Here is a 22,940-nt window from a genome sequence, read left to right on the forward strand (position 1 = left end):
GATTGCAAATTTTTTATTATTATGTATAATAGTAATGTTTTTAGTAAACTAAAAGTTTCGTTAAAGTAAACTTCATTTTCTAAAAGTTTATGATTGCTAAACTTCTTCTAGGAGGGAAAGGATGCAAATTGGAGGAAAAATTAAAGCACTTCGTTTGAAAAAAGGTCTTACCCAAGAAGAGCTTGGAGAACGTACTGATTTAAGTAAAGGCTATATTTCACAACTGGAGCGAGATTTGAATTCGCCTTCTATTGAAACGCTTTTTTCATTATTAGAAGTTTTAGGATCGACGCCTAAGGAATTTTTTGATGATGATGCACCAGAACAAAAAGTTGTCTACACTGAGGAAGATCAATCGACCTATACAGATGAAGAAAAAAAATATGAAATTCAATGGCTCATTCCTACCTCAAATGAGAAAGAAATGGAGCCCATCTTTTTGACACTTGCTGCTGATGGAGAATTTAAACAATTCGAACCATCTCTATCAGAAACGTTTATTTATATTGTCAAAGGGCGTATTCGTCTCGTTTTAGGGAATGAACAATATATAGCTAGTGAAGGTAATGCGCTCTATTTTGACGCATCCGATCATCATCAAATTTTTAATGCACATGACGATGAGACGAAAATTTTACTCGTCGCAACTGATTCTTATTTATAGCTTAAGGAGGCGCTTCAATGACAACAAATTCAATTATCCGCTTTGAAAATGTTTCAAAATCATATAGTGACGGTACAGTCGTCCTACAAAATATTAACTTAGAGCTTGAAAAAGGTAAGTTTTATACGTTACTTGGTCCTTCTGGTTGCGGTAAAACAACTATTTTACGTATCATAGCTGGTTTCACAGAGCCTACTACAGGTGATGTATTCTTCCACGATAAAAAAATTAATACTGTTCCAGCAAATGAACGCCAAGTTAACACAGTATTTCAAGATTATGCGTTATTTCCACATTTAAACGTTTTTGAAAACGTGGCATTTGGACTACGCATTAAAAAGCTTCCTGAAAGCAACATTAAAGAACGTGTGTCAGAAGCGCTTAAATTTGTCAATTTAGCAGGTTACGGCAATCGTGAAATTTCTGAAATGTCAGGTGGGCAACGTCAACGAGTGGCAATCGCTCGTGCCATTGTGAATGATCCAGAGGTAATTTTACTTGATGAGCCTCTTTCTGCACTAGACTTAAAACTTCGTACTGAAATGCAGTATGAACTACGTGAATTACAACAAAGACTTGGTAAAACTTTTGTATTTGTTACACATGACCAAGAGGAAGCTCTAGCCATGAGTGATGAAATATTTGTACTGAGTGAAGGTCAAATTCAACAATCAGGTACACCAGTAGATATTTATGATGAACCAATTAACCGTTTTGTTGCCGACTTTATCGGAGAATCAAACATTGTTAACGGTGTTATGATAGAAGATTTTACAGTTGAATTTGCTGGTAAAGTGTTTGAGTGTGTTGACCAAGGGATGAAACCAAATGAGAAAATCGATATTGTCATTCGTCCAGAGGATTTAGAAATTACAACAGTCGACAAAGGAAAATTAATTGTTAAGGTAGATACACAATTATTCCGTGGTGTACATTATGAGCTTTCCACATATGACAAGGCAGGTAATGAGTGGCTTGTACATTCATTGAAAAAAGCTGAAGTAGGGGCAGAAATAGGATTAGACTTTGATCCAGAAGCCATTCATGTAATGCGCTTAAATGAAACTGAGGAAGAGTTCGATAAACGTCTAGAATCCTATGGAGATGACGAAGATGCAAACTAAAACTTCGAAATCAGCGTTATTTCCATATGTTTTATGGATTGCACTTTTTGTTATTGCGCCGATTGCTCTCGTTGTTTACTACTCCCTACTAGATTTACATGGCAATTTTACGCTTAATAACTACAAATCATTTTTCTCTTCTGTCTATTTAAAAATGACACTTAGTTCGTTTTGGTATGCGTTTTTAATAACATTCTTTACACTGCTTATTTCATACCCAACAGCTTATTTTTTAACAAAAACAAAGCACAAGCAGCTATGGCTGTTGCTCATTATTATTCCGTCTTGGATTAATTTATTGTTAAAAACATACGCATTTATAGGGATTTTTGGTTTATATGGTCCGATTAACGCAGCGATTGAAGTATTCGGCTTTGATCCGAAGCAAATGCTATTCACAGATATTAGCTTTGTCTTTGTATCTGTTTATATTTTTATACCATTTATGATTTTACCAATTTTCAACTCATTGGATCGTCTAAATCCAACGCTTATATACGCAGCCCGCGACCTAGGTGCATCTGCTTTTACAACGTTCCGTCGCGTCGTATTACCATTGACGATGGATGGCGTTAAATCAGGGATTCAAGTTGTATTTATTCCAGCTTTATCACTATTCATGATTACTCGCTTAATTGCAGGGAATCGTGTCATTACTCTGGGTACAGCAATTGAACAGCAATTCCTTGTGACGCAAAACTGGGGCATGGGTTCAACGATTGCCGTATTTTTAATTTTATTCATGGTGATTATTATGCTTATTACAGGTCAAAAGGATAAAGGAGGTCGCGTACGATGAGCAAACTCTCAACATCTGCAAAAGTGTATTTAGCGATTGTTTTTATCGTCCTGTATGCACCTATATTTTACTTAGTCTTTTACTCATTCAATAGTGGGGATTCCATGACTAACTTCCAATCCTTTACATTGGACCATTACAAGGCAGTTTTCGAGGATTCAAGACTACTCGTTATTTTAATTAATACGGTAATTGTTGCACTGCTTTCTGCCCTTATCTCGACAATTATTGGCACATTAGGAGCAATTGGTATTGTTACGGTAAAAGATTCGAAAATGCGCAATACCCTACTTTCTTTAAATAATGTGTTAATCGTTAGTCCAGATGTTATTATCGGCGCAAGCTTTTTAATATTATTTACAATGGTTGGCATTAAACTAGGCTTTGCTTCGGTATTATTAGCCCATGTAGCGTTTAGTGTTCCTATTGTAGTACTTATGGTTTTACCGAAATTGCTAGAGATGAATAAGTCGTTAATTGATGCAGCTTTAGATCTTGGCGCTTCAAAAAAAGATGTCATGATGCGCGTTATTTTACCGTATATCCAACCTGGTATTTTTGCAGGTTTCTTTCTCGCTTTAACTTATTCATTGGATGACTTTGCCGTAACATTTTTCGTAACAGGAAATGGCTTTAGTACATTATCTGTTGAAATTTACTCGATGGCTCGTGCAGGTATTTCTTTAACGGTTAACGCAATTTCTGGTTTAGTATTCTTCGTAACTATATTAGTTGTAGTCGGCTATTATTTCTTTACAAGCCGTACAAGTAAAAGAACGGGGGGACAACAATGAAATCTTTAATTCAAGCTACTATCGCTATTCTTGTCGTTTCCGCCCTTTTAATGTACGCTGCTGACGCAATGAGTGCGAACGGTGGTAAAAGTGGTAAAGATACATTAACGATTTTTAACTGGGGAGAATATATCGACCCTGATTTGCTAAAGCAATTCGAAAAAGAAACGGGTATCCATGTTATTTACGAAACATTTGACTCCAATGAGGCAATGATGACGAAAATTAAACAAGGTGGTACGGCTTACGATATTGCAGTGCCGTCTGAATATATGATTGAAAAAATGAAGGAAGAAAACTTACTACTTCCGTTAGATAAAACGAAAATACCTAATTTTAAAAATATCGATCCGTATTTTCTCGATTTACCATTTGATGATAACAATGAATACTCTGTTCCTTATTTCTGGGGCACAGTAGGTATTGTCTATAATCCAGATTTGGTCGGTGACTTAGATTTCTCTTCTTGGGAAGATTTATGGGACCCATCGTTAAAACGTAAAGTCTTTTTAGTAGATGGTGCACGTGAAGTTATTGGCATGGGCTTAAATAGTCTTGGTCATTCCCTTAACTCGTTAGATGACCATGAGTTACGTCAGGCTACAAATAAACTAATTACACTCGCACCAAACGTTAAAGCAATCATCGGTGATGAAATTACACCTTTAATGATTAATAACGAAGCGGCTGTCGCTCTCACATGGTCTGGTCAAGCAGCAGATATGTTATTTGAAAATGAAGACTTAGACTTTGCTGTTCCAGAAGAAGGCTCAAACTTATGGTTTGACAATATGGTTATCCCGAAAACTTCAAAAAATGTTGATGGTGCACATGCTTTTATTAACTTTATGTTGAAAGCGGAATCTGGTGCTCAAAATGCTGATTATGTAGGCTATTCTACACCTAATATTGCAGCGATGAACTTAATGGATAAAGAAGTTGTAACTGATGAGCGCTTCTACCCTTCCGAGGAGCAACGCAAAAAATTAGAAGTATATAAAAACCTTGGTCCAGAATATTTAGGCAAATACAATGAATTGTTTTTAGAATTTAAAATGAGTATTCGATAAATACTAAAGAGAAAAAACAATATTTTTCTCTCTCAAAGAGTCGACAAAAGGCATCAAAAGTTCAAATACTTGGTGTCTTTTGTCATTTTTTCTTTTGATAGTTCTAATAGAGAATTTCACTTCCGATATGTTCAGTTAATTGGAGCGGAGGGCGGCGACTCCTGCGGGAACGCACAACACGTAAGCCGCAAAAGGCCGCGCGCCAGCGAGGGTTGCAGCTTACAGTATACCCGCAGAAAGCGACCGACCGTAGCGGAAATCAGCGGTATTATTCATAGGAAAAAACAATATCTCTGTTCCAATCACCAGGTCATTCATCTACGACTATAATCCAATAGCCAAGCAATATTTCTTTATGATAGACTGGAGTAATGTTTCAATAGAAAAAAGGGGGGTATTCGATGACCCAGCAGAAGTCTAACAAGGCGGCTTTGTATATTTTAATGTTTAATATGTTTATCGCAATGGGGAGTATCGGAATTATTATTCCTGTTATGCCAAAGTACTTACATATATTTGGTGCAGCAGGACAAGTTCTTGGCATGTTAATTGCAACGTTCGCCTTTGCACAATTCATTTTTTCTCCAATTGCTGGGAATCTTTCGGATCGATATGGTCGAAAAAATTTGATTATTTTTGGTCTGATTGTAACTGGTATTGGGCAAATTTCGTTCGGGCTATCTACAGACGTATGGATGCTTTTTGTTGCTCGATTCTTAGGAGGTTTAGGTTCTGCCTTTGTAGCACCTCCAATTATGGCGTTTGTAGCAGATATCACAACGTATGAAGAACGAGGTAAAGGAATGGGCATGTTAGGTGCCGCTATGTCTCTTGGTTTTATGATTGGACCAGGTATTGGTGGATTCCTATCTAAAGTTAGTTTGCATTTCCCATTTTTTATGGCCGGAGGAGCTGCTATTATTGCCTCTATCCTTTCATTGTTGTTATTACCTTCTACAAAACCAAGTGCAGCTCAGAAAGCACAAAAGCAAGACAATCTCGTGAGGCAGATGGCACGTTCAGTCCAAATGCCATACTTTGTTATGTTGGTTATTATGCTAGTGTTCTCGTTCGGCATCGCCAATTTCCAAACGACATTATCATTATTTGTGACAGACAAATTTAACTACACACCTACCGATATTGCGATCATTTTAACTGTCGGTGGCGCATTTGGTGTTGTTGTGCAAATGTTCATCATAACACCACTCTTTAAACGCTATGGGGAAATGAAAGTTGTATTAGTCAATTTATTTATTGCTGCTGTAGCTATTTTCCTAATATTATTTGTTTCTGGCTTCGCACTTATTTTAGTTGTCGCAACGATTTTCTCAACGGCAACAACACTGATTCGCCCAGCCGTCAACACACTGATTTCTAAACTTGCTGGCAATGAACAAGGTTTAGCCGCTGGACTTACCAATGCCTATATGAGCCTTGGAAATATGATTGGTCCTGCACTTGCGGGTCTTTTATTCGATTGGAATATGAACAGTCCGTATATATTTGGGGCAATTATTTTAATGACATGCTTCTTACTAGCGCTTATTTGGACATTGAAAAAGGCGCCGCATCTTATGCAGCCTGATATAAATTAGTCCATTGACAATTATTTGTAATATGGTACATTTATTATCGAAAAATTAAATCGTTTAACACCACTAGGGGAGTCTTTACAAGGCTGAGACGTATATGCTCATATACGGACCCTTTGAACCTGATCTAGTTCACACTAGCGGAGGGAAGTGGCGACGCTTGCTTTCGTGTAATTTAAAATGCAAGGCCGCTTCCTTTCGTGACAAGGAAGCGGCTTTTTTGTATTCATTAGACAGTGCTATCGGCGATTTTGCGAGGTCTACCGGCGATTTGTCCGGTTTAATCGGCGATTTCGGAAGTTCTATCGGCGATTTCTCACATTTTACCGGCGGTTCACTGGGTTCTTTCGGCGATTCATCGCACAAAACTAAAAGGAGTATCTATCATGTCTATTCGAAAACTAACTACGATGGCTTTATTAGTAGCTATTGCAGTAGCAGGCTCTATTTTTGTCTCCATTCCAACTGGCATTGCACGTGCTTATCCTGTACAACATGCGATCAACGTCATCTGTGCCATTCTATTAGGTCCTATGCCTTCCATCGTCGTTGCTATAGTTACATCATTGATTCGTATCTTAACAGGCACAGGCTCTCTTTTAGCGATTCCTGGTAGCGTCATCGGTGCGGCATGTGCAGCCTTTGCTTATAAATACAGTCGCAACAACTGGCTAGCTGGTGTAGGTGAAGTATTTGGCACTGGTATCCTTGCCTCATTAGTCGCTGTACCATATGCGCAGTTATTAATGGGAACGTCCGTAGGAGCATTATTTTTTATGCCTGCATTTTTTACATCTAGTTTAATTGGGGCATTTCTTGGTATTATGATTGCTAGCAGTCTAAAGAAAACCGCATCGCATCTTCTTATTACGAAGTAGCTATGTTTATAAAAAAAACGATAGCACACGCTTTTAGCAATGTGCCATCGTTTTTTAAATTAAGAGCGTTTTTTCATCCCTTTTAATAACTGTGCAACGTTCGTGTCTTCCGACTGTACAGTTGCTTCTTCTACAGACTTTTCTTTTTGTTTATGCCTTGTTATGAAGCTCCAGCCAAAGCGTCGAATCGTAATATCTACGAAGAATAATAGCATCCCCGTTAATAATAACCATGTTGCAATATTTTGGCGCTCTGCTCCTTTGTTAGTGAACTTACGGAACACATCTTGCGGTTCTTTCAAGACAGAGCCACCAGTTTGCTTCGTTAGTTGCTCGACAAGTGTATCATTCACAGGACGTAATTCATATTCTGCACTGTACGGTACGCTTAGTCCAGCCTGGTAAATCGCCTGTTCTTCGTCAGCAATACGGAAAAAAATCAACCCTGGTTTAGCTTGGACAACTGCACGTACTTGCGAAGCAGAAATCGTTTCAAGCTGCAAATCAAGCTCCTCGCCAGATTCATCAACAGCGACAATATCTAAAAAGGCAGCTTCATTTGTCGGGTCCGTAATGATAAATGAGCCATCTGTATCAAGACGTACATCATAGGCTACATCATTATAACTTGGTAGCATTTGCGAAATAATTGTTTGCCAAAATGATCCCCATCCTTGCCATCTTGCCCAGTCACCAGCCCATTTCCCTGTCGAATCTGATGTGAAAGCGAAAGTTTTACCAAGTCCATATTGCCATTGAGCCAATACAGGGTCTTCCTTCTCGCTTTCGGCAATCACAGCAGCTCCCTGCTTCGCTGTCGTACCAATATATGCATTCATTTGTGGCACACCATTTGCAAAGAGTGCATTCCATCCAGCTGCATTATAAATTGTAGGGTAAAATGGATTGTCTTCTATATAAGTACGGGAAATCATTGCTGTCTCACGTGATAAAATTGAAGGAATTGTTTGTTCATCAATGACATCATAGAAACGACCACTACCCATTTCACTTAATGACTGTAGTAAGTTGCCATCTGCATCTTGTCCAATCGCCACTGTAGAAAGTGTAATCCCTTGTTCCTTACCATTTTCAATTAAATCCTCATAATTGCCTGATTGCGACTGTCCATCAGTTAATAAAATAATATGCTTCCTCTGCAATTTTAAATCTGCCAAACTATCATATGCCGCTGCAAGTGAACTATATATTTCCGTACCACCACCTGGAGTTACCGATAAAATCGTATCGACTGCTTCCTCTTTATTACCAAGCGGTCCAGTTTCAATGATTTCCCAAGGTCGATCATCAAAGGCAATAAACCCAAGCGTATCCTCATCGCGTAACATTTCAACTGATCGTGCGGCCGCTTCTTTCGCTAGCTCTAATTTTGAGCCATACATACTTCCTGAACGGTCAAGTACGATGACAAGTCCTAGCGATGGCAATTGCTCTTTACCCTTTATCTCCATCTCAACAGGTAATAATGTTTCAATCGGCGTTTTAAAATAGCCACCCAAGCCGAAGCTATTTTCACCGCCGACCATTGTAAAGCCAACACCAAAGTTTTTGACTGCCTGCTCAATAACGCCCATCTTCGCTTCACCGACTAAGTGTCCAGGTACATTATCAAAAATTATAGCGTTATATTGCAAATAGCTAGAAAGTTCATTTGGTAAGCTTGCTGCATCTATCACATCATAGGAGATTGAATTCGCCCCTAGCGCTGCAGCAATTGGTGATGTCGTATCGTAGCCATTAACAATGAGTAAATGTGGCTCACTTTGCACCATTGTAATACTTGTTAATTTATTATTTTCAAAAATAGCATCTTGTCCAACTTGCACGTGTGCCTCATATTTTACAAGCCCCTCTGCAGTTGCCGTATGTTTATATGTGAAAACATTTGAACCTTGTGCAAGTTCTACAGACTCGCGATGAATGAGTTTGTCATTTTCGTACAGTAATAGTTCACCTTGTCCTGCAGCTGTAGCATTTACTTCCGTAACAAGCTGCTGCTGTTCACCTACGTAAGCTACTTGTGGTGTGACAAAGCTTTTTAGCGACACATCATTCGTCACACTTTGATGAAATGGAATGACATCTACACTAATATTGGAGCCCTTTAGCTTCGTTGCAAAATCTAGTGCGCTCCCTTGTGTCTCATTGGCATCTGTTAGTAAAACAAGTCTTGTTGCCTTTTTAGGATCGACAATACCTGTAGCAAGTTGAAGACTTTGCTCAATATTCGTTTGGTCTGTTCCTTTGACTTCAGTAAATTTGGGAACTTCCTTTAATGATTTCGATAAAATCGCTTCTGTTTGGAGAGTTGATGAAAAAGAGTAAATCCCTGCAAGTTGTTCATCCTTTTTCGATTTCAAACTTTCCTCTATAAAACTAGTCATTTCCGCTTCTGTGTTATTCATCGAAGCAGAACGGTCAACTAAATATAATACTTGCTCGTCCTTTACTGGTAATAAAATATAGGGCGCTGCGAGTGCAAAGACCAAACAACCGATTGCTATTACACGAATGCTCATTACAACAAGATGACTTTTTTTCAGGCGCATACGCTCTTGCCAATAAGTCCACCCAAAGTACATAAACAATGGCACTAATAACAATAAGGCTAATGGCGTATCAATTCGTAAATCCACGACGTCGTTGCACCTCCCACTCTGCTACAAGCAAACATAAAATAATGAGTATTAACCAAGGGACAAATGAAGCCTTTGATACTTCTTCTTTGCCATTTTGCTGAAGCTCTCCAAGCGTATAGCTCGTCCCTTCTTCTATCACACGTTCAGGTGCCTGTAGTTGCACGATAAGACGTTTTTCTTCACTACTTGAGCGAGCCATGTAAATACCTGGCTGCATCGGTGCAGTTAATAAACCGTTAGTGATTGACGATAAAAATTCATCGTCCTGAGAATAGACACTCCAATCTCCTTGTGCTAACGCAACTGAACGTTGCTCATTTGGTGCGAAAATGCCAAGAGATCCTACTGATTCAGATAATTGTTGTTCCGCACTCCATAAAAATAACGGGAACGAAGGATATAATGGCCAATCCGTATCTGCAATATCAGCTAGAACGATAATATCCCCTTGTGGTGATCGTTGAATAAATGGTTTATCACCTACTGTGGCAATTGTTTTATAGCCATCAAAAGCAGGATACAGAGCACTTACATAAATATCATTTAACTCACTAAATGCAAATAAAGCATCGCTCGTTGTTTTTACCTCACCATTAATTTCCTTTTTTTCTACATCATCACGTCCAATTAATACTAACGGTCTTTGTATTTTTTGAAGTAATGACGTTTGATTTGTTACGATGGTAGCATTTTGGTTATCCGCTAGTTGTAATGACGGTACAATCTTTACATTATTATTAATAGATTGAAAGCCCTTTTGAATAAGTTGATGCATGCTTTGGTCGACAACGATATTCGCTGTTGCAGTTTGAAGCACAACCGATTGTGTATTATCCACTGCATAATCATCTTTCACATCAATGTTCGCTGTTATAGTATCCATTAAAGGTAAATCTTTAAATGTTTTAGTCGTAGCTTCATTCGCTGATAAAGATATTTTCTCGTCCATTATCACTTCACCTTGATTATTTTGAAGTGTAATTGTCAGCTCATGCTTCTGGTCGGTATCGTTTTGTAGTTGTACTAACGCCATCGTAGATTTACCGTCTGTCGTTGCCGCAAAGCGTGTAATTGCAACATTTGTTAATCCCTTTTCAGCACCATATACGAGCCATTTCACTGAATCTTTCTCCATTGGCAATTGTTTTTTATCGAGTGAATCTGTAAAGACGTAAATCGATGTTTGCGTATCACCAACAAACGCTTGTGCGACGTCAAGCGCCTTATTCATTTGCGCAGTTTCATACGTTACATGTAAATCTTGAATCGCTTTTTCAATATTTTTCACATTAGTTTCCTGCTGTAGTACTGCTTGTGGCGTATTGCCCGTTGTTATTAATGTAACAGGTCGTCCGTCAAGTTGCTTCACTAATGATTGCATTTCTTTTTTATGTGCATCAAATGTAGATTGCTCTTTACCGGCTAGCATTGTAGCGGACGTATCAACGATAAAAATCGTCTGCGCACCCGCAATAGTGCTTTTTTTCACATACGGATTCATCAGTGCTAGCACTAATAGGAGCAATGCTAGCAATTGCAAATAGAGCAACGCATTTTTTTGTAAATGCTTTAAATATGGAGAAACCCGAGTTTCTTGCATAATTTCAGACCAAAAAAGTGTTGAGGACACCGGTTGATCGGTATATTTTTTTCGGAAGAAATAATAGAGCAGGACAATGACCGGGATGATGGCCGTCCAGCTAAAAATAATTTGACTAAAGCCCAAAACGGCTCACCTCACCTAATCCAATGTGCTTTTAATAATTGCTGAAAGATTGCATGTTGCAACCCGTCCTCCACCTTGAGTTGCAGTTTACGCACGCCAAAGCGACGGCAAATGGTTTCAAACTCTTCTTCGTGAAGGCGACGTCTTGCCTCATACGTATTTAGTACTTTTGATGACATCGTGACATTTACATCACGCCCTGTTTCACGGTCGAGTAAACGCACATCTCCTGCATAATGAGGGGATAGCTCCTCCTCAGTAACGATTTGTAAAATGCGGACATCTCCTGCAAAACGGGGTAATCTTTTCAATAACTGCTCCCATTCCTCAATAGGTTCAAGCCCATCAGTCACGATGAATAGCACAGTACTATCCTTTGGTAAAGCCTTTAATGCTCCCTGTGCAAAGCCTGCTGTATAAGTTGCTTGTTCAATTTCTGTTACAACTTGCAAAAAGGCACGACGATACATTGCACCTTTACGACGAAACGGTGGCTTCACGTCATCCTGCACATAAGCAAACGATAAACGGTCATCACGCCCAAGTACCATTAATCCAAGTGAAGCAACGATTTGCCGCGCAAACGTCCATTTTGCTTGATCGCCCATTGATTTTGTTGCATCTAATAAAATATGCACTCTCATTTCTTGCTCATCTAAAAAACGTTTAATAAAATATTTATCGGTTCTTGCATAGACGTTCCAATCTACTTGTCGCACATCATCACCTAAATGATATTCGCGGAAATCAGAGAAATCAAGGGATGCCCCGAAGCGCTGCGAACGATGCGAGCCTTTATGCTGGCCGCGCATTTTGGAGGCAGTCGCCACTTGGAAACGACTTATTTTCGCTAACCAATCTTCGGGCAATATGTTTTTTGTCATCGACTTACGCCTTGCTGTACTTTTTCTAAAATAACGTCTATCACATCATCTGCTGTTTTACCTGAAGCCTCCCCTTCATAATTCAGCAGCATTCGGTGACGTAATACGGGCTTCGCCACTGACTTAATATCCCCAACAGACACATGAAAGCGTCCACTCATTAAAGCTCTAGCTTTCGCTAACTTAATTAAGCTTTGCAAGCCACGAGGTCCACTGCCATACATAACATAGTGCCTTACTTCATCGATAGTATCTGCGCTTTCAGGGTGTGTTGCCACAACAAGATCTGCTGCAAACTCAAGCATCTCATCAGCAATCATCACTTCCTTAACCATTTGCTGCGCCATAATTAGTCCATCTGTATCCAAAACTTTTTGTAAGCTTACTTCCTGCGCACCTGTTGTCCGCTTCATAATTTCCATAAGCTCACTTTTCTCTGGATATGGAACGAGAATTTTACAAAGGAAACGGTCCATTTGCGCCTCAGGCAACGGATATGTACCTTCCATTTCAATTGGGTTTTGTGTAGCTAGGACAAAAAATGGTTTTGCCATTTTCTTCGTATCCCCTAAAATCGTAACCGTTTTTTCCCCCATTGCTTCAAGCAAGGCACTTTGCGTTTTTGGTGTTGCGCGGTTAATTTCATCTGCCAATACCATTTGACTAAAAATTGGCCCTGGCTGGAATGCAAACTGCTGTCTGCCATCTGCTGTGCGCTCAATCATGCTTGTTCCTGTAATATCAGCAGGCATTAAATCCGGCGTGAATTGAATACGTGAAAAAGATAAATCGAGCACTTCAGAGATTGTACGAATGAGCATCGTTTTCCCTAATCCAGGAAGCCCTTCTAACAGCGCATGACCGTCTGCAAGGACTGCATATAATGTGTAATCAATTGCTTCTTCTTGTCCAACAATAAAACGATGAATTTCATCTTTTACTTGTTGTAATTTCGTACCCATTTCGACATACTGTTGTTCTGTAAATGCCATGTTTTCTCCTCCTACTGCTGCTCAATAGTCGTGAAATATGATTGCACGACTTGTTGTAAATCTTTCGGCAATTGTAAACGCTCTGAGCTTTCTAAATAGCTGTCTTTATATGAGCCAATTACTTCTTCATACGGTCGGATAGAACCTTTCGTAATCGGTCCATTTCCTTGTTGCTCAGATACATGCGAACCGTCGCCTAATTGCCCGCCATCGACAGTCGTTTCATTAGATCCACCAATTCTAGGTGTAGTTAATAAGTTTCGGCTGCCTTGACCGCTCCCCGCACCATTTCCTAAACCAGAACCTGAGCCACTTCCTTGACCTTGACCTTGACCTTGACCTTGCCCTTGACCCTGTCCTTGTCCTTGTCCTTGTCCTTGTCCTTGTCCTTGGCCCTGTCCTTGGCCTTGGCCTTGCTGGTTGCCTTGTGATTGCCCGTTGCCTGTTGCTTGCTGGGAACCATTTTGGGAATTATTTTGTCCTTGCTGTCCCGATTGCCCTTGTTGACTGCTCGGCTGTGCGTTACCTGAAGAATGTTGATTCGAGTTTGAATTGCTCTGCTTGTTATTATTTGTACTATTAGCACTAGCAATAGCATTTTGTAATGTATTGCTTGCTGGTTTCCCTAAATTGCTCATCGCAGTTTGCGTTGTATTCGCACTTTGTGTAAGCTGTTGCTGCATCTGAGCAAGCTCTTTCAACTGTGCGATTTCCTCTTTTGATAAAGCGTCATTGTTATTGTCTGCAGCACCTTCTTTACTCGCAGTCTGCTTATCTTTTAATTGCTGTTCTTTTAGAGCTAATTCCTTCTGCTTTTTCACAACTTCACGTAATGCTTCTTCGGCAGTTTGTGTTTCTTTTAATGTATTTTGTAATTCCTTTAACTGCTCTTTCACTTCTTTTGTCTCTGCTTTTTTCTCTAACTTGGCAACTTCTTTTTTAATGTCCTCAATAACAGCCTTTTCTTTTTCAACTTCAATCGCTTCAATTTGTGTTGCCGCTGGGAACATATAAAGTACTGCTAATACGACAGCTGTCACAAAAAGGCCGACGAAGGCTTGAGTTCGAAACAAATTTTTCTTTCGAGCTTTAAATTCAGCAAAGGCATTTTCCGACTTTTGGACAGCTTTTGCAAGTAAAGATTGCACGAGTGGATCTTTGTCATCTTTAAATGACAATGCTGTTACTAATTCATTATGAGCGAAGTAATAATCCAACGCATGCAATGCTTCCTTCTCTTTAACACGTCGCCACCACATTAAAACAACTGTAGCAAGTATGCCAATAATAAAGGTAGCAAGCGCAATTTGACGATAATATGGCCAAACAAACAATCTTGATACAAGGACGAGCAAAGCACTCGAAAGCAATGCTAAAAACAACCCGTACTGTGCAATTGGTAGACTTTTCTCAAATGTTAAACTGTTTTTTGCACGCTGAATAAATTTTCGTAATTGCTGTCGACGCTCCATGCTGTTTCCTCCTCATCGATTACTCTTCATATTGGCACGTAATTTTTTAATCGCAATCGATAAACTTAACACGATAATTAAAATATAAACTACTAAATAGGTAATCCATACTGGGAACTTCACTCCGCTAAGCTCGGTTAACGCGTCTCCCATAGATGGAGAAATAAGTGTAAGCATTAAAGCACCTGGATTAATAGATGCCCAAAAATATGTCATAAATGAAGAACTTGTTGCAATCGTATTGCCCATTTGATGGAATGCCATCGATAGGAAGAAGAAAAACGCCGTAATTCCACCTAAAAAAATGATTGAACCGTACGTAGCTATCATTGCGACAATTGTTTTCTTCGTAATAGTTGAAAACATAACACCAATACTGCCAATTGCAACAACTGTTAATAAGTAAAATAAAAAGATTGAAATAAGTTGTGAAGGTGATACCCCACCAAATAAAAATACTAAACTGTACAACGGTAGCCCTGCGATTAACATTAATACTAAAAACGCTACGGATGACAATAATTTACCAATGATAATTTGTGTTGAGCTTTGTGTAGTTGTTAGTAAAATATTTAACGTTTGCTTTTCTCGTTCACTACTAATTGCCCCAGCAGTTAAACTCGGTGTAATGAAAAGAACGAGTGCCATTTGTAAAATTGTCAGTACTGCAAACATCATAAAGCTTGTGTCGGGTCTGAAGAAGCCTTTGCCGGTAAATTCAGTCGTCAGCAGTAAAAAGCCTGCGATAAAAATACAAATCACTGCTAGATAAAACATTAAACCTGAAAAGCTTTTAAAAGAACGGAAGCGTAACTTCAATTCTTTTACAAGTACAGGGTTATAAAACCTTTCCATCATTGATTGTCCGCTCCCTTCGTAATCGCCATAAAGACATCCTCTAAATCTTTTTCTTCTTCACTCAATGCATAAATTGGTAAATCCGCAAGCATTGCCTTTTTCAGTAACATGATTTGTTCACTGTCCGTTCCACGGTAATTAAAGGCAATTTCCAATCGATTGTCCATCACATCTATTGAAGAAATAAGTGGATCTTCTTCCAAAAATGCACGTACTTCATTTAAACAATCCGAAACCTTAATGACAATGCGCTTTTCCCCTTGTAACTGAGCTTGAATAGTAGCAACATTGCCATGGGCAATCAGTTTACCATTATCAATAACGCCAATTTCATCGCACATTTCAGCTAGCTCTGGCAAAATATGCGAGGAAATTAAAATGGTTTTTCCCATGGATTTTAAATTGCGTAAAATATCACGCATTTCTACTCGCGCACGTGGATCTAATCCTGAAGCAGGTTCATCCAAGATTAATACCTTTGGATCATGGATGAGGGCTCTTGCTAAACATAGACGCTGCTTCATTCCTCTTGATAGTAAATCTACATATTCAAAACGTTTATTAGTTAAATTAACGAGCTCTAGTAACTGTGGTATCAGCACTTTACGGTCCTGCGTTCCAATGCCATAGCTCGCACCATAAAAGTCTAAATATTCATCTACCTTTAGTTGGTCGTATACACCGAAGAAATCTGGCATATAGCCTATTTGTTTACGCACTTCTTTTGGTTCCTTAATGACACTTTTTCCGTTAATCAATGCATCGCCTGAAGTTGGGGAAAGCAATGTTGCTAAAATCGAAAATGTTGTCGATTTCCCAGCACCATTGGCACCTACAAAACCAAACACTACCCCTTCCTCCAATGATAGATTTAAATGATCTAGTGCTATGAAGGAGCCATACTTTTTTGTTAAATCACGAATCTCAATCATTACTTCGCCACTCCTTTCAGCTCTATTTCAGGTAATTTTGTCTGCTCTCCAGTTTGATCTGGTCCAAATTTAATTTCCAAAAGCAGTTCACCCTTTTCATTGAAATACTGAGTAATATCTTTTGTAAACACCTGCTTTGTATCCACTAATGGCTCATAGGCATTCGTTGTATTATTCCAAATCGAAAGCTGCATACGTTTAACATCTTTATTAGAAATTGTGAGCTCATTTAAAGATTGAACGAAGCTCATAAAATTGTCTGGCATCTCTATCGATAATTCGTATAAGCCGTCTGACAAGTACCAAGTATTCAACTGTTCATCTATTTTATCAAAAAAGGCATTTGATGATTGTGGGTTCAAATTATATGAAAAGTTGTTGCGTTTCATTGTAAATGGACCGGACATTTCAACTTTTCCATCGAATGGCTGTACAAAATAAGAAATAGGCGACATCTTGACGCTTGTTTCAAGTTCTACGCCAACAATCGCTTGCTCTGCCCAAGCTGTAATGACTGGTTGTTTTTCATTTTCTACTAATTGAAGTGCCTGAGATTTCATGCGTTCAATACGTATTGGGTCAACCTCTTCCTTCGACTTTGGATTATCATAATTATAATTATTAAAGTTTGAAGGCTTTTGAAGAACCGTTGTTTTCATTTCTTTATCCACCGTTAGTGTGGCATTTGGTTCAATATCACCAAGCTTCACTTCTTTCGTGCCCGATATTACAGTGACATCCTTTAGAGCAAACGGGAAGTTATTTTTAACTGTTCCTGAAAGCTTTTCGTCTTTTAATGTAATATCAACATCCATTTTGCCAATATTTTGAGCTGCAGTTTTTCCTCCAAAAGATTGTACAGACCAATAGCTTAAATCACGTAATGTTAATGTCGAACCATTTGCGTGCTCCTTAATATACGATGATTCATGTAATGAACCCGCTGCACCGGAGAGATTATAGTTATTACGGAATGCTAGTGCAGTCGTAGCCTTATCTGCATTCACAACAAAATTACCACTTCGATTTGTTAAAATCGATTCAACATAATAGCCATTTACGCTACTATCTTCATTTACTTTAAAAAATGCCGATTGTTGTACTTGTGGCTGTACAATACGATCTTTTGCACCAAAAATAAATAGCGCAATCGATAGGACAACAGAAATAGCAGGAACTACCCACCAAGCATGCTCACGTTTATCCATTTTCTTTAGAACAAAGTAAAGGATTGGACCAATTACTAAAATATAAAGAATAATGACGATGAGCATATAAGTAACAGACACTTCAAATGATGGGAATAACTCATTAATACTACCTAGCTCATAAGAAAGCTGATCCATCGTTGATTGACCTTGCATCGTTGTTTGTTGAGACATTGTTTGAATATCTAGCATTTTCGCCGTTAATGCCGCATAACCATCCATCGATGCTAAAGGCTGATCTCCTAATGAAAACGTTGTTTGCACAATTTCTCCACTACCAACCTGTTTCTTAGCTGCTAGAATAATATTATTGTCCTTTAATACTGGGACACTTCCTTCGTTTTCTGTTGCTGAATATACCGGTATTGCTTGTGTGAAAATACCGCCTCCAGATAATTTTGTTAAGCTATCTGCTGAGACACTTGTCATTTGTTGGGATAATGAAAGTGGTAAATAGTCTTTAAAAACGCCCGCTGTTGCATTGATTTGCTCAGCGCCTCCAAGTAATAATGTACCGCCATCTTGTACCCATTTTAATAATGCTTCCTGTTGTTTAGGTGATAAATCAGCAATGGCTATCTCATCTACTGCAATGATATTCGCCATCTCAAAGCCTTGTGCAACTTCAGGTAATGTATAATCCTTTAGTTGATTTAAATTAAAAATTTCAACACTATTTGATGGTACAAATTGTGATAATCGCAAATATGCCGATAATCGGTCACTTTTATCTGTTAGCGTATAAATAAATGTTGAATTTGCTTCTAAAAAATTAGCCTGCAAACGTTTTGTTCCTTTATAAGCGACCTTTTTTCCTTTTTCAATATCGCCCTCATAAAAGGCAAATAAATCGGCATCGGAATATCCGTAGTCAGCTAAGCTGTCTAAATATAATGTAAATGTTTTTTCTTCACCAGCTGCTATATCGATTGGAACGACTAGTGCTGATGCAGCCTGATAAGAATTAAAGGTATTAATGGCCATATCTCCCGAAAAGTCAGCACCATTATTTTTTACCGTTACTTGCAATGGTGTAACTGATTGATATTTAGCCTTTCCTGAAATCCCTGCCTTAGCTTGTACCTCTAAAGTAGGTGCTGCGCTCGCCTCGGAGACAGGCAGAGCATAACCTACAACAAGCATTAATAATAGTATTAGTACTGTAATATTTATTTTTTTCAAAAGCTCAACCCCTTTTTCTTACTTTTAGATGATTACATAATTATACGTTTTATCGGGCATTTTGTTCCATTTCTTATGATATCTTCATGAATATTCATAAACTCTTAAGATTTAGGGAGAAATATAAATAGAGGCTGGGCCTATTTTTGCTACCCGTTGTAGTCCGCTATGGCGGTTGCTTTCCGCGGCACACCGTAAGCCGCAACGCTCGCTAACGCGCGGAATGCCCGCTTCTTACGCTGCGTGCGTTCCATCAGGAGTCACCGCCTCCGCTACCATCAACTAATTGAATTTTATCTATGCCAAATGAAAGAATATGTATGTTCTCCTTTATAATAAGCACAGCAAAAAAGTGTTAGTTTGACGGCAGTCAATCTAACACTTTTTCTCTTTTGTCCCAGCCTCTTTTAGCATCGGGATATTTACTTTGTATAGTCAAACAGACATCGCGCATGATCTTGCACGACTTCTACAAATGCCTCAACTTGTCGTAATTCAAAAGAAGACTCATAGCCAATTAACCATGTATCTCGCGTTAAACCGAATTCTTTTTCATCGTTTGTTAGTGCGATTTTATTAATATTATCATGCTCATTTAATGTGATTGACGGTAAGATAGCATAACCTATGCCATTTAACGCCATCTGCTTACATATTTCAATTTGGTCCACTAAAATTTGTCTTCTTGGATTTGAAGCAAAATGCTGTTGCCACCATTGCTGTATTTCCTGGTAATAATTCGAATCACTTTTGAATTGAATAAATGGGCGATCAGTCGTTAACACATCTTCAATCGTTTTTAATTCTTGGTCGACTAAGTACAGTGTATCTCGGAAAAGATGAATCTTTTCTCCTTTCCAATCGACCTGACCACGCACAATTCCGACATGAGCCTCTCCTTCATATAAAGCTTTGACAATTTCTGAACTCCAGCCAGTCATAAGTGATATTTTAGCTTCTGGATATTTTGTCACAAAGTCCTTTAATATTTGGGGCAACCAGTTTTGCCCTACAATCGAAGCACAAGCAATTTTTAGTGTCCCATTAACTTTTGTCGTTAAGGATTGAATCATTTCAAAGATTTCTTCTTTTTTAGTAAGCATGTCTGTTGCATAGGCAATGACGTGCTCCCCTGCAGGTGTTGCTGTTAGTCCTTTTTGTGAACGAATAAAAAGCTGTGCACCCCAATCTTTTTCAATCGATTGCAACCGTTGTGAAAGTGCAGGCTGCGATAAAAACAACCGCTCCGCTGCCTTACGCATATTGCGTTCCTCAGCTAAAACTTTCAAAATTTCCGCTTCTGTTGCCATCAATTACCTAAACCTCCAATACAAGTAAAGGGGGACCTCATGATTTTCATCTGAGCTCCCTCTTACACTACTTTTCTTTTTGATAGATATATTTTTTCAACTGCTTTAAAATAACGCGTCTTGTTAAAATTCCTGTAAATGTACCATCTTCATCTATAACACATAAAAATGCATGGTTAATAACCAAATCTAAAGCGCGTTGGAATGTATCCGTCATCTTTAATACGGCTATATTTTTCTCCATTATTGTATCGACTTTAATATCTGGTAATTTTTCATATTCAATATGTTCGAGACCTAGAATGGATTCGGTAATCATTTTCATGCTCAGTAAACCTTGAAGTCGATATTTCATATCTAATACAGGTATTGATGAGTACCCCGTACGTGTTAGAACAAGGAGTGCATGCTCAGCACTATTACCAATTTGTACATGCGCGACCTTTTCGGATGAAATAATAAAATCACTAATTGGCATTGCTAATAAGTCTTTGCTGTTAGTTGAAATCATGAAATTCTTCTCCTTTTCTGTCCTTGCTTTGCAGAACAGGATCCTTCTCTTTTATCATATCACAATGTTTCCGAATATGACCACGACAAGGTCAAGAAGAGTTTTTTATAAACAATGCATATTATGGGCATTTCCCATTAACACCTTCTTCTGTTCAAAGCATATTAGGAGGAATATTTTTATATTCTCCTCATTTACATAGATAATGCATCTTCACTGTAATATCTATTTATGTATGTAATGCTAAAATATCTTTGATTCGTTTTAATACTCTTTCCATATACAAAATTCATCCTCAGCTTTATACAATGTATTCGCATATGGAAAGGACATTTTGTTGCCGTTACTTTTAATTGTCAGAATTGTTTGTGTGCCTGGCACTAAAAATAATAAAAAATACGATACCTGTTAGTATTTCAAGAGTACCACTTATGATTGGGACAAATCTGATACCTAAGCCTTCTATAATGATTCCAGTAAATAACGCACCAATTTGTATTGCAGCCAATGTAACGGTATTCCACAAGCCAAAGACTCTCCCCTGTAATGCTTCTGGAACCTGTGTCTGCATAATGTATCTTTCAAATGGGGCTAATATAGCTGCGCCGATTGAAAAGATAATTAGTGCAAGTATGCCTTCATATATACCATTAGTAAAACCGAAAAGTATCCATCCTAATCCAATCAATCCATAAATAAAGCTGTATTTAATTTTATTGCTTAGCATAAATTTCTTCTGAGCTATTTTATACCCAACAATAATTGCAATTAAACCTTCAGCGCAATACAACATGCTAATCCCATAATTTTGCATTTTATATATATTCGTAACATATTGCTGAAGCATTAAATTAAAGGTTCCAATAATTATTCCCATTGTTAATGCAGAAATTAATACGATCCCCACTAATTTATTTTGCTGAACAGCTTTTAAACCCGTTATAAATTCTTCTTTAAAATTCTTTTCTGATTTTATTTTCTCACTATGCTTCCAGTTACATAAATAAATATTAACTGCTGATATTAAATATAGGAATGAGGCGATAATCCATGCTATCTCTAGAGGAAAAAACGAAATCACTAGTCCCCCGATTGAGGCTCCTGTAAGTCTTATAACACTTGTAATCGTATAGCTTAAAGAGTTAGCAATAACTAAATCTTCTCCATTGACGATATTTTTCACTACTTTTTGAGAGGCGATAGAAGAGAACGAATTTGATATTCCAATTATGAATCGAATAACAAAAAATAATACCCAAGATATGTTCATATCGAATTGTGGAATAAATATATAAACTAGAAATAATATTGCATTTAAAAAATCAGCAAAAACTATTAACTTCCTAATATTCACCCTATCTACAAAAACGCCAGTAAATAAGCTAAATAGAATAGGTGCAAGTCCACTTATTGACCATAATAATCCTAACTGTATCCCATTTTGTGTTATTTTATCTAATAGCACAAGCATCCCTATAAACGAAATCCATGATCCTAATCCAGTAAAAATTGAGGACATTTGTAATCTTTTAAAATCTGGATACTTTCTCCATATATACGAAATTGTATTCATTTTAATGTTAATCACCTATCTATACTAGTAGCGTTATAATAAATTTGATAAGGATTAAGTCGTATTAAATGTTCGAATTTTATTTGTGGCTCTTTCTTCCTAAAGTTATTAACAATGAAATATCCCATCGAATAACCTAACCACAATGGGTATTCTAACGTATTACCATACATAAATTTTTGAATATCATCCGCTTTCGTTAAAGAAAGCTTATGCTTAAAACGTTCTAGATACAGATTTATTTCATTGTTACTTAACGACGTTGCCCATTCCCCAACATAGTCTTTACCAAGAGCATCTTCCACAAATAATTCTGAACAACCCTCATCTATCATTACATCTAGTAAAGTTTTTGGTTCTTTCTTTTTGACGATTGTATTGCGAACAACATGCTGGTATTCATGGAAGGAAATACTTTGAATAAATTTTGAATCCACCCTTTTATCAACATTTAAATATATAAAAATATTTGAGGTCCCATCTGTATGTGCTAAAATTCCGTTCATTTTTTCTAAATAAAATACATCCGTCGTAATTAACGGCAGAAGAAACACATTCGTAGGAACTTCCATTAATTGATTACTAGCTGACTTTATATAAGTCGCCACTTCATGTTCGATATTATCGTATAAGTTTTCCTTTTTATCATGCATCATTTGACTAAAACCAGTTTGTATTAATTGATTGATATCTAAAGCTGAGCTAAAT

Annotated in this window: 19 protein-coding genes and 1 riboswitch; of the genes, 7 read left to right on the forward strand and 12 right to left on the reverse strand. The window is 37.9% G+C overall.

Annotated features, from left to right (window positions below):
* The first annotated feature begins 121 nt into the window (after window positions 1-121).
* The 7 genes from NSQ74_RS21910 to thiW all read left to right on the forward strand — a co-directional run bounded on the left by NSQ74_RS21910 (window position 122) and on the right by thiW (window position 6,924).
* A complete protein-coding gene (locus NSQ74_RS21910) occupies window positions 122-664 on the forward strand; it encodes a helix-turn-helix domain-containing protein (RefSeq protein WP_340826103.1) in 543 nt (180 codons plus the stop codon).
* 17 nt (window positions 665-681) lie between these two features.
* The gene (locus NSQ74_RS21915; RefSeq protein ID WP_340826105.1) at window positions 682-1,788 is read left to right on the forward strand and encodes an ABC transporter ATP-binding protein; all 1,107 of its coding nucleotides are present in this window, start codon (window positions 682-684) and stop codon (window positions 1,786-1,788) included.
* Entirely contained in the window at window positions 1,778-2,587 is an 810-nt protein-coding gene (locus NSQ74_RS21920; RefSeq protein WP_340826106.1) for an ABC transporter permease, read from the forward strand. Before NSQ74_RS21915 ends, NSQ74_RS21920 begins: the two co-directional genes overlap by 11 nt.
* Window positions 2,584-3,381: an ABC transporter permease gene (locus tag NSQ74_RS21925; RefSeq protein WP_340826109.1), complete on the forward strand. Its 798-nt coding sequence runs from the start codon at window positions 2,584-2,586 to the stop codon at window positions 3,379-3,381. The genes NSQ74_RS21920 and NSQ74_RS21925 overlap by 4 nt, the downstream gene beginning before the upstream one ends.
* Entirely contained in the window at window positions 3,378-4,451 is a 1,074-nt protein-coding gene (locus NSQ74_RS21930; protein ID WP_340826112.1) for an ABC transporter substrate-binding protein, read from the forward strand. The genes NSQ74_RS21925 and NSQ74_RS21930 overlap by 4 nt, the downstream gene beginning before the upstream one ends.
* A gap of 401 nt (window positions 4,452-4,852) precedes the next feature.
* The gene (locus NSQ74_RS21935) at window positions 4,853-6,049 is read left to right on the forward strand and encodes an MFS transporter (protein ID WP_340826113.1); all 1,197 of its coding nucleotides are present in this window, start codon (window positions 4,853-4,855) and stop codon (window positions 6,047-6,049) included.
* 55 nt (window positions 6,050-6,104) lie between these two features.
* Window positions 6,105-6,212, forward strand: a riboswitch (TPP riboswitch).
* A 220-nt stretch (window positions 6,213-6,432) separates the two neighbouring features.
* Window positions 6,433-6,924, forward strand: a complete 492-nt coding sequence (gene thiW / locus NSQ74_RS21940; protein WP_340826115.1) for an energy coupling factor transporter S component ThiW — start codon at window positions 6,433-6,435, stop codon at window positions 6,922-6,924.
* 59 nt (window positions 6,925-6,983) lie between these two features.
* On the opposite strand, the gene NSQ74_RS21945 is transcribed toward thiW, so the two are convergent.
* The 12 genes from NSQ74_RS21945 to NSQ74_RS22000 all read right to left on the reverse strand — a co-directional run bounded on the left by NSQ74_RS21945 (window position 6,984) and on the right by NSQ74_RS22000 (window position 22,888).
* A complete protein-coding gene (locus NSQ74_RS21945) occupies window positions 6,984-9,581 on the reverse strand; it encodes a VWA domain-containing protein (protein WP_340826116.1) in 2,598 nt (865 codons plus the stop codon).
* Window positions 9,565-11,310, reverse strand: coding sequence for a vWA domain-containing protein (locus NSQ74_RS21950; protein ID WP_340826118.1), 1,746 nt, complete (start codon window positions 11,308-11,310; stop codon window positions 9,565-9,567). Before NSQ74_RS21950 ends, NSQ74_RS21945 begins: the two co-directional genes overlap by 17 nt.
* A gap of 11 nt (window positions 11,311-11,321) precedes the next feature.
* Window positions 11,322-12,194: a DUF58 domain-containing protein gene (locus NSQ74_RS21955; protein WP_340826120.1), complete on the reverse strand. Its 873-nt coding sequence runs from the start codon at window positions 12,192-12,194 to the stop codon at window positions 11,322-11,324.
* A complete protein-coding gene (locus NSQ74_RS21960; protein WP_340826121.1) occupies window positions 12,191-13,186 on the reverse strand; it encodes an AAA family ATPase in 996 nt (331 codons plus the stop codon). Before NSQ74_RS21960 ends, NSQ74_RS21955 begins: the two co-directional genes overlap by 4 nt.
* A gap of 11 nt (window positions 13,187-13,197) precedes the next feature.
* Entirely contained in the window at window positions 13,198-14,658 is a 1,461-nt protein-coding gene (locus NSQ74_RS21965; protein ID WP_340826123.1) for a hypothetical protein, read from the reverse strand.
* 12 nt (window positions 14,659-14,670) lie between these two features.
* Window positions 14,671-15,516, reverse strand: a complete 846-nt coding sequence (locus NSQ74_RS21970; RefSeq protein ID WP_340826125.1) for an ABC transporter permease — start codon at window positions 15,514-15,516, stop codon at window positions 14,671-14,673.
* Window positions 15,513-16,448, reverse strand: coding sequence for an ABC transporter ATP-binding protein (locus NSQ74_RS21975; protein ID WP_340826126.1), 936 nt, complete (start codon window positions 16,446-16,448; stop codon window positions 15,513-15,515). Before NSQ74_RS21975 ends, NSQ74_RS21970 begins: the two co-directional genes overlap by 4 nt.
* Window positions 16,448-18,838, reverse strand: coding sequence for a hypothetical protein (locus NSQ74_RS21980; protein ID WP_340826128.1), 2,391 nt, complete (start codon window positions 18,836-18,838; stop codon window positions 16,448-16,450). Before NSQ74_RS21980 ends, NSQ74_RS21975 begins: the two co-directional genes overlap by 1 nt.
* A gap of 422 nt (window positions 18,839-19,260) precedes the next feature.
* Window positions 19,261-20,148, reverse strand: a complete 888-nt coding sequence (locus tag NSQ74_RS21985) for a LysR family transcriptional regulator (protein ID WP_340826530.1) — start codon at window positions 20,146-20,148, stop codon at window positions 19,261-19,263.
* A 67-nt stretch (window positions 20,149-20,215) separates the two neighbouring features.
* Entirely contained in the window at window positions 20,216-20,659 is a 444-nt protein-coding gene (gene cbpB, locus NSQ74_RS21990) for a cyclic-di-AMP-binding protein CbpB (protein WP_340826130.1), read from the reverse strand.
* A 349-nt stretch (window positions 20,660-21,008) separates the two neighbouring features.
* The gene (locus tag NSQ74_RS21995) at window positions 21,009-22,232 is read right to left on the reverse strand and encodes an MFS transporter (RefSeq protein WP_340826132.1); all 1,224 of its coding nucleotides are present in this window, start codon (window positions 22,230-22,232) and stop codon (window positions 21,009-21,011) included.
* 11 nt (window positions 22,233-22,243) lie between these two features.
* Entirely contained in the window at window positions 22,244-22,888 is a 645-nt protein-coding gene (locus NSQ74_RS22000) for a DUF2268 domain-containing putative Zn-dependent protease (RefSeq protein ID WP_340826133.1), read from the reverse strand.
* Window positions 22,889-22,940: the final 52 nt, after the last annotated feature.

This window comes from Lysinibacillus sp. FSL W8-0992 (assembly GCF_038008685.1).
Taxonomy (GTDB): domain Bacteria; phylum Bacillota; class Bacilli; order Bacillales_A; family Planococcaceae; genus Lysinibacillus.

Excerpts from the sequence above, each read along its gene's own strand:
- NSQ74_RS21910 (WP_340826103.1), top strand. The coding sequence starts at position 122 with ATGCAAATTGGAGGAAAAATTAAAGCACTTCGTTTGAAAAAAGGTCTT.
- NSQ74_RS21915 (WP_340826105.1), top strand. The coding sequence starts at position 682 with ATGACAACAAATTCAATTATCCGCTTTGAAAATGTTTCAAAATCATAT.
- NSQ74_RS21920 (WP_340826106.1), top strand. The coding sequence starts at position 1,778 with ATGCAAACTAAAACTTCGAAATCAGCGTTATTTCCATATGTTTTATGG.
- NSQ74_RS21925 (WP_340826109.1), top strand. The coding sequence starts at position 2,584 with ATGAGCAAACTCTCAACATCTGCAAAAGTGTATTTAGCGATTGTTTTT.
- NSQ74_RS21930 (WP_340826112.1), top strand. The coding sequence starts at position 3,378 with ATGAAATCTTTAATTCAAGCTACTATCGCTATTCTTGTCGTTTCCGCC.
- NSQ74_RS21935 (WP_340826113.1), top strand. The coding sequence starts at position 4,853 with ATGACCCAGCAGAAGTCTAACAAGGCGGCTTTGTATATTTTAATGTTT.
- thiW (WP_340826115.1), top strand. The coding sequence starts at position 6,433 with ATGTCTATTCGAAAACTAACTACGATGGCTTTATTAGTAGCTATTGCA.
- NSQ74_RS21955 (WP_340826120.1), bottom strand. The coding sequence starts at position 12,194 with ATGACAAAAAACATATTGCCCGAAGATTGGTTAGCGAAAATAAGTCGT.
- NSQ74_RS21960 (WP_340826121.1), bottom strand. The coding sequence starts at position 13,186 with ATGGCATTTACAGAACAACAGTATGTCGAAATGGGTACGAAATTACAA.
- NSQ74_RS21965 (WP_340826123.1), bottom strand. The coding sequence starts at position 14,658 with ATGGAGCGTCGACAGCAATTACGAAAATTTATTCAGCGTGCAAAAAAC.
- NSQ74_RS21970 (WP_340826125.1), bottom strand. The coding sequence starts at position 15,516 with ATGATGGAAAGGTTTTATAACCCTGTACTTGTAAAAGAATTGAAGTTA.
- NSQ74_RS21975 (WP_340826126.1), bottom strand. The coding sequence starts at position 16,448 with ATGATTGAGATTCGTGATTTAACAAAAAAGTATGGCTCCTTCATAGCA.
- NSQ74_RS21985 (WP_340826530.1), bottom strand. The coding sequence starts at position 20,148 with ATGGCAACAGAAGCGGAAATTTTGAAAGTTTTAGCTGAGGAACGCAAT.
- cbpB (WP_340826130.1), bottom strand. The coding sequence starts at position 20,659 with ATGATTTCAACTAACAGCAAAGACTTATTAGCAATGCCAATTAGTGAT.
- NSQ74_RS21995 (WP_340826132.1), bottom strand. The coding sequence starts at position 22,232 with ATGAATACAATTTCGTATATATGGAGAAAGTATCCAGATTTTAAAAGA.
- NSQ74_RS22000 (WP_340826133.1), bottom strand. The coding sequence starts at position 22,888 with ATGATGCATGATAAAAAGGAAAACTTATACGATAATATCGAACATGAA.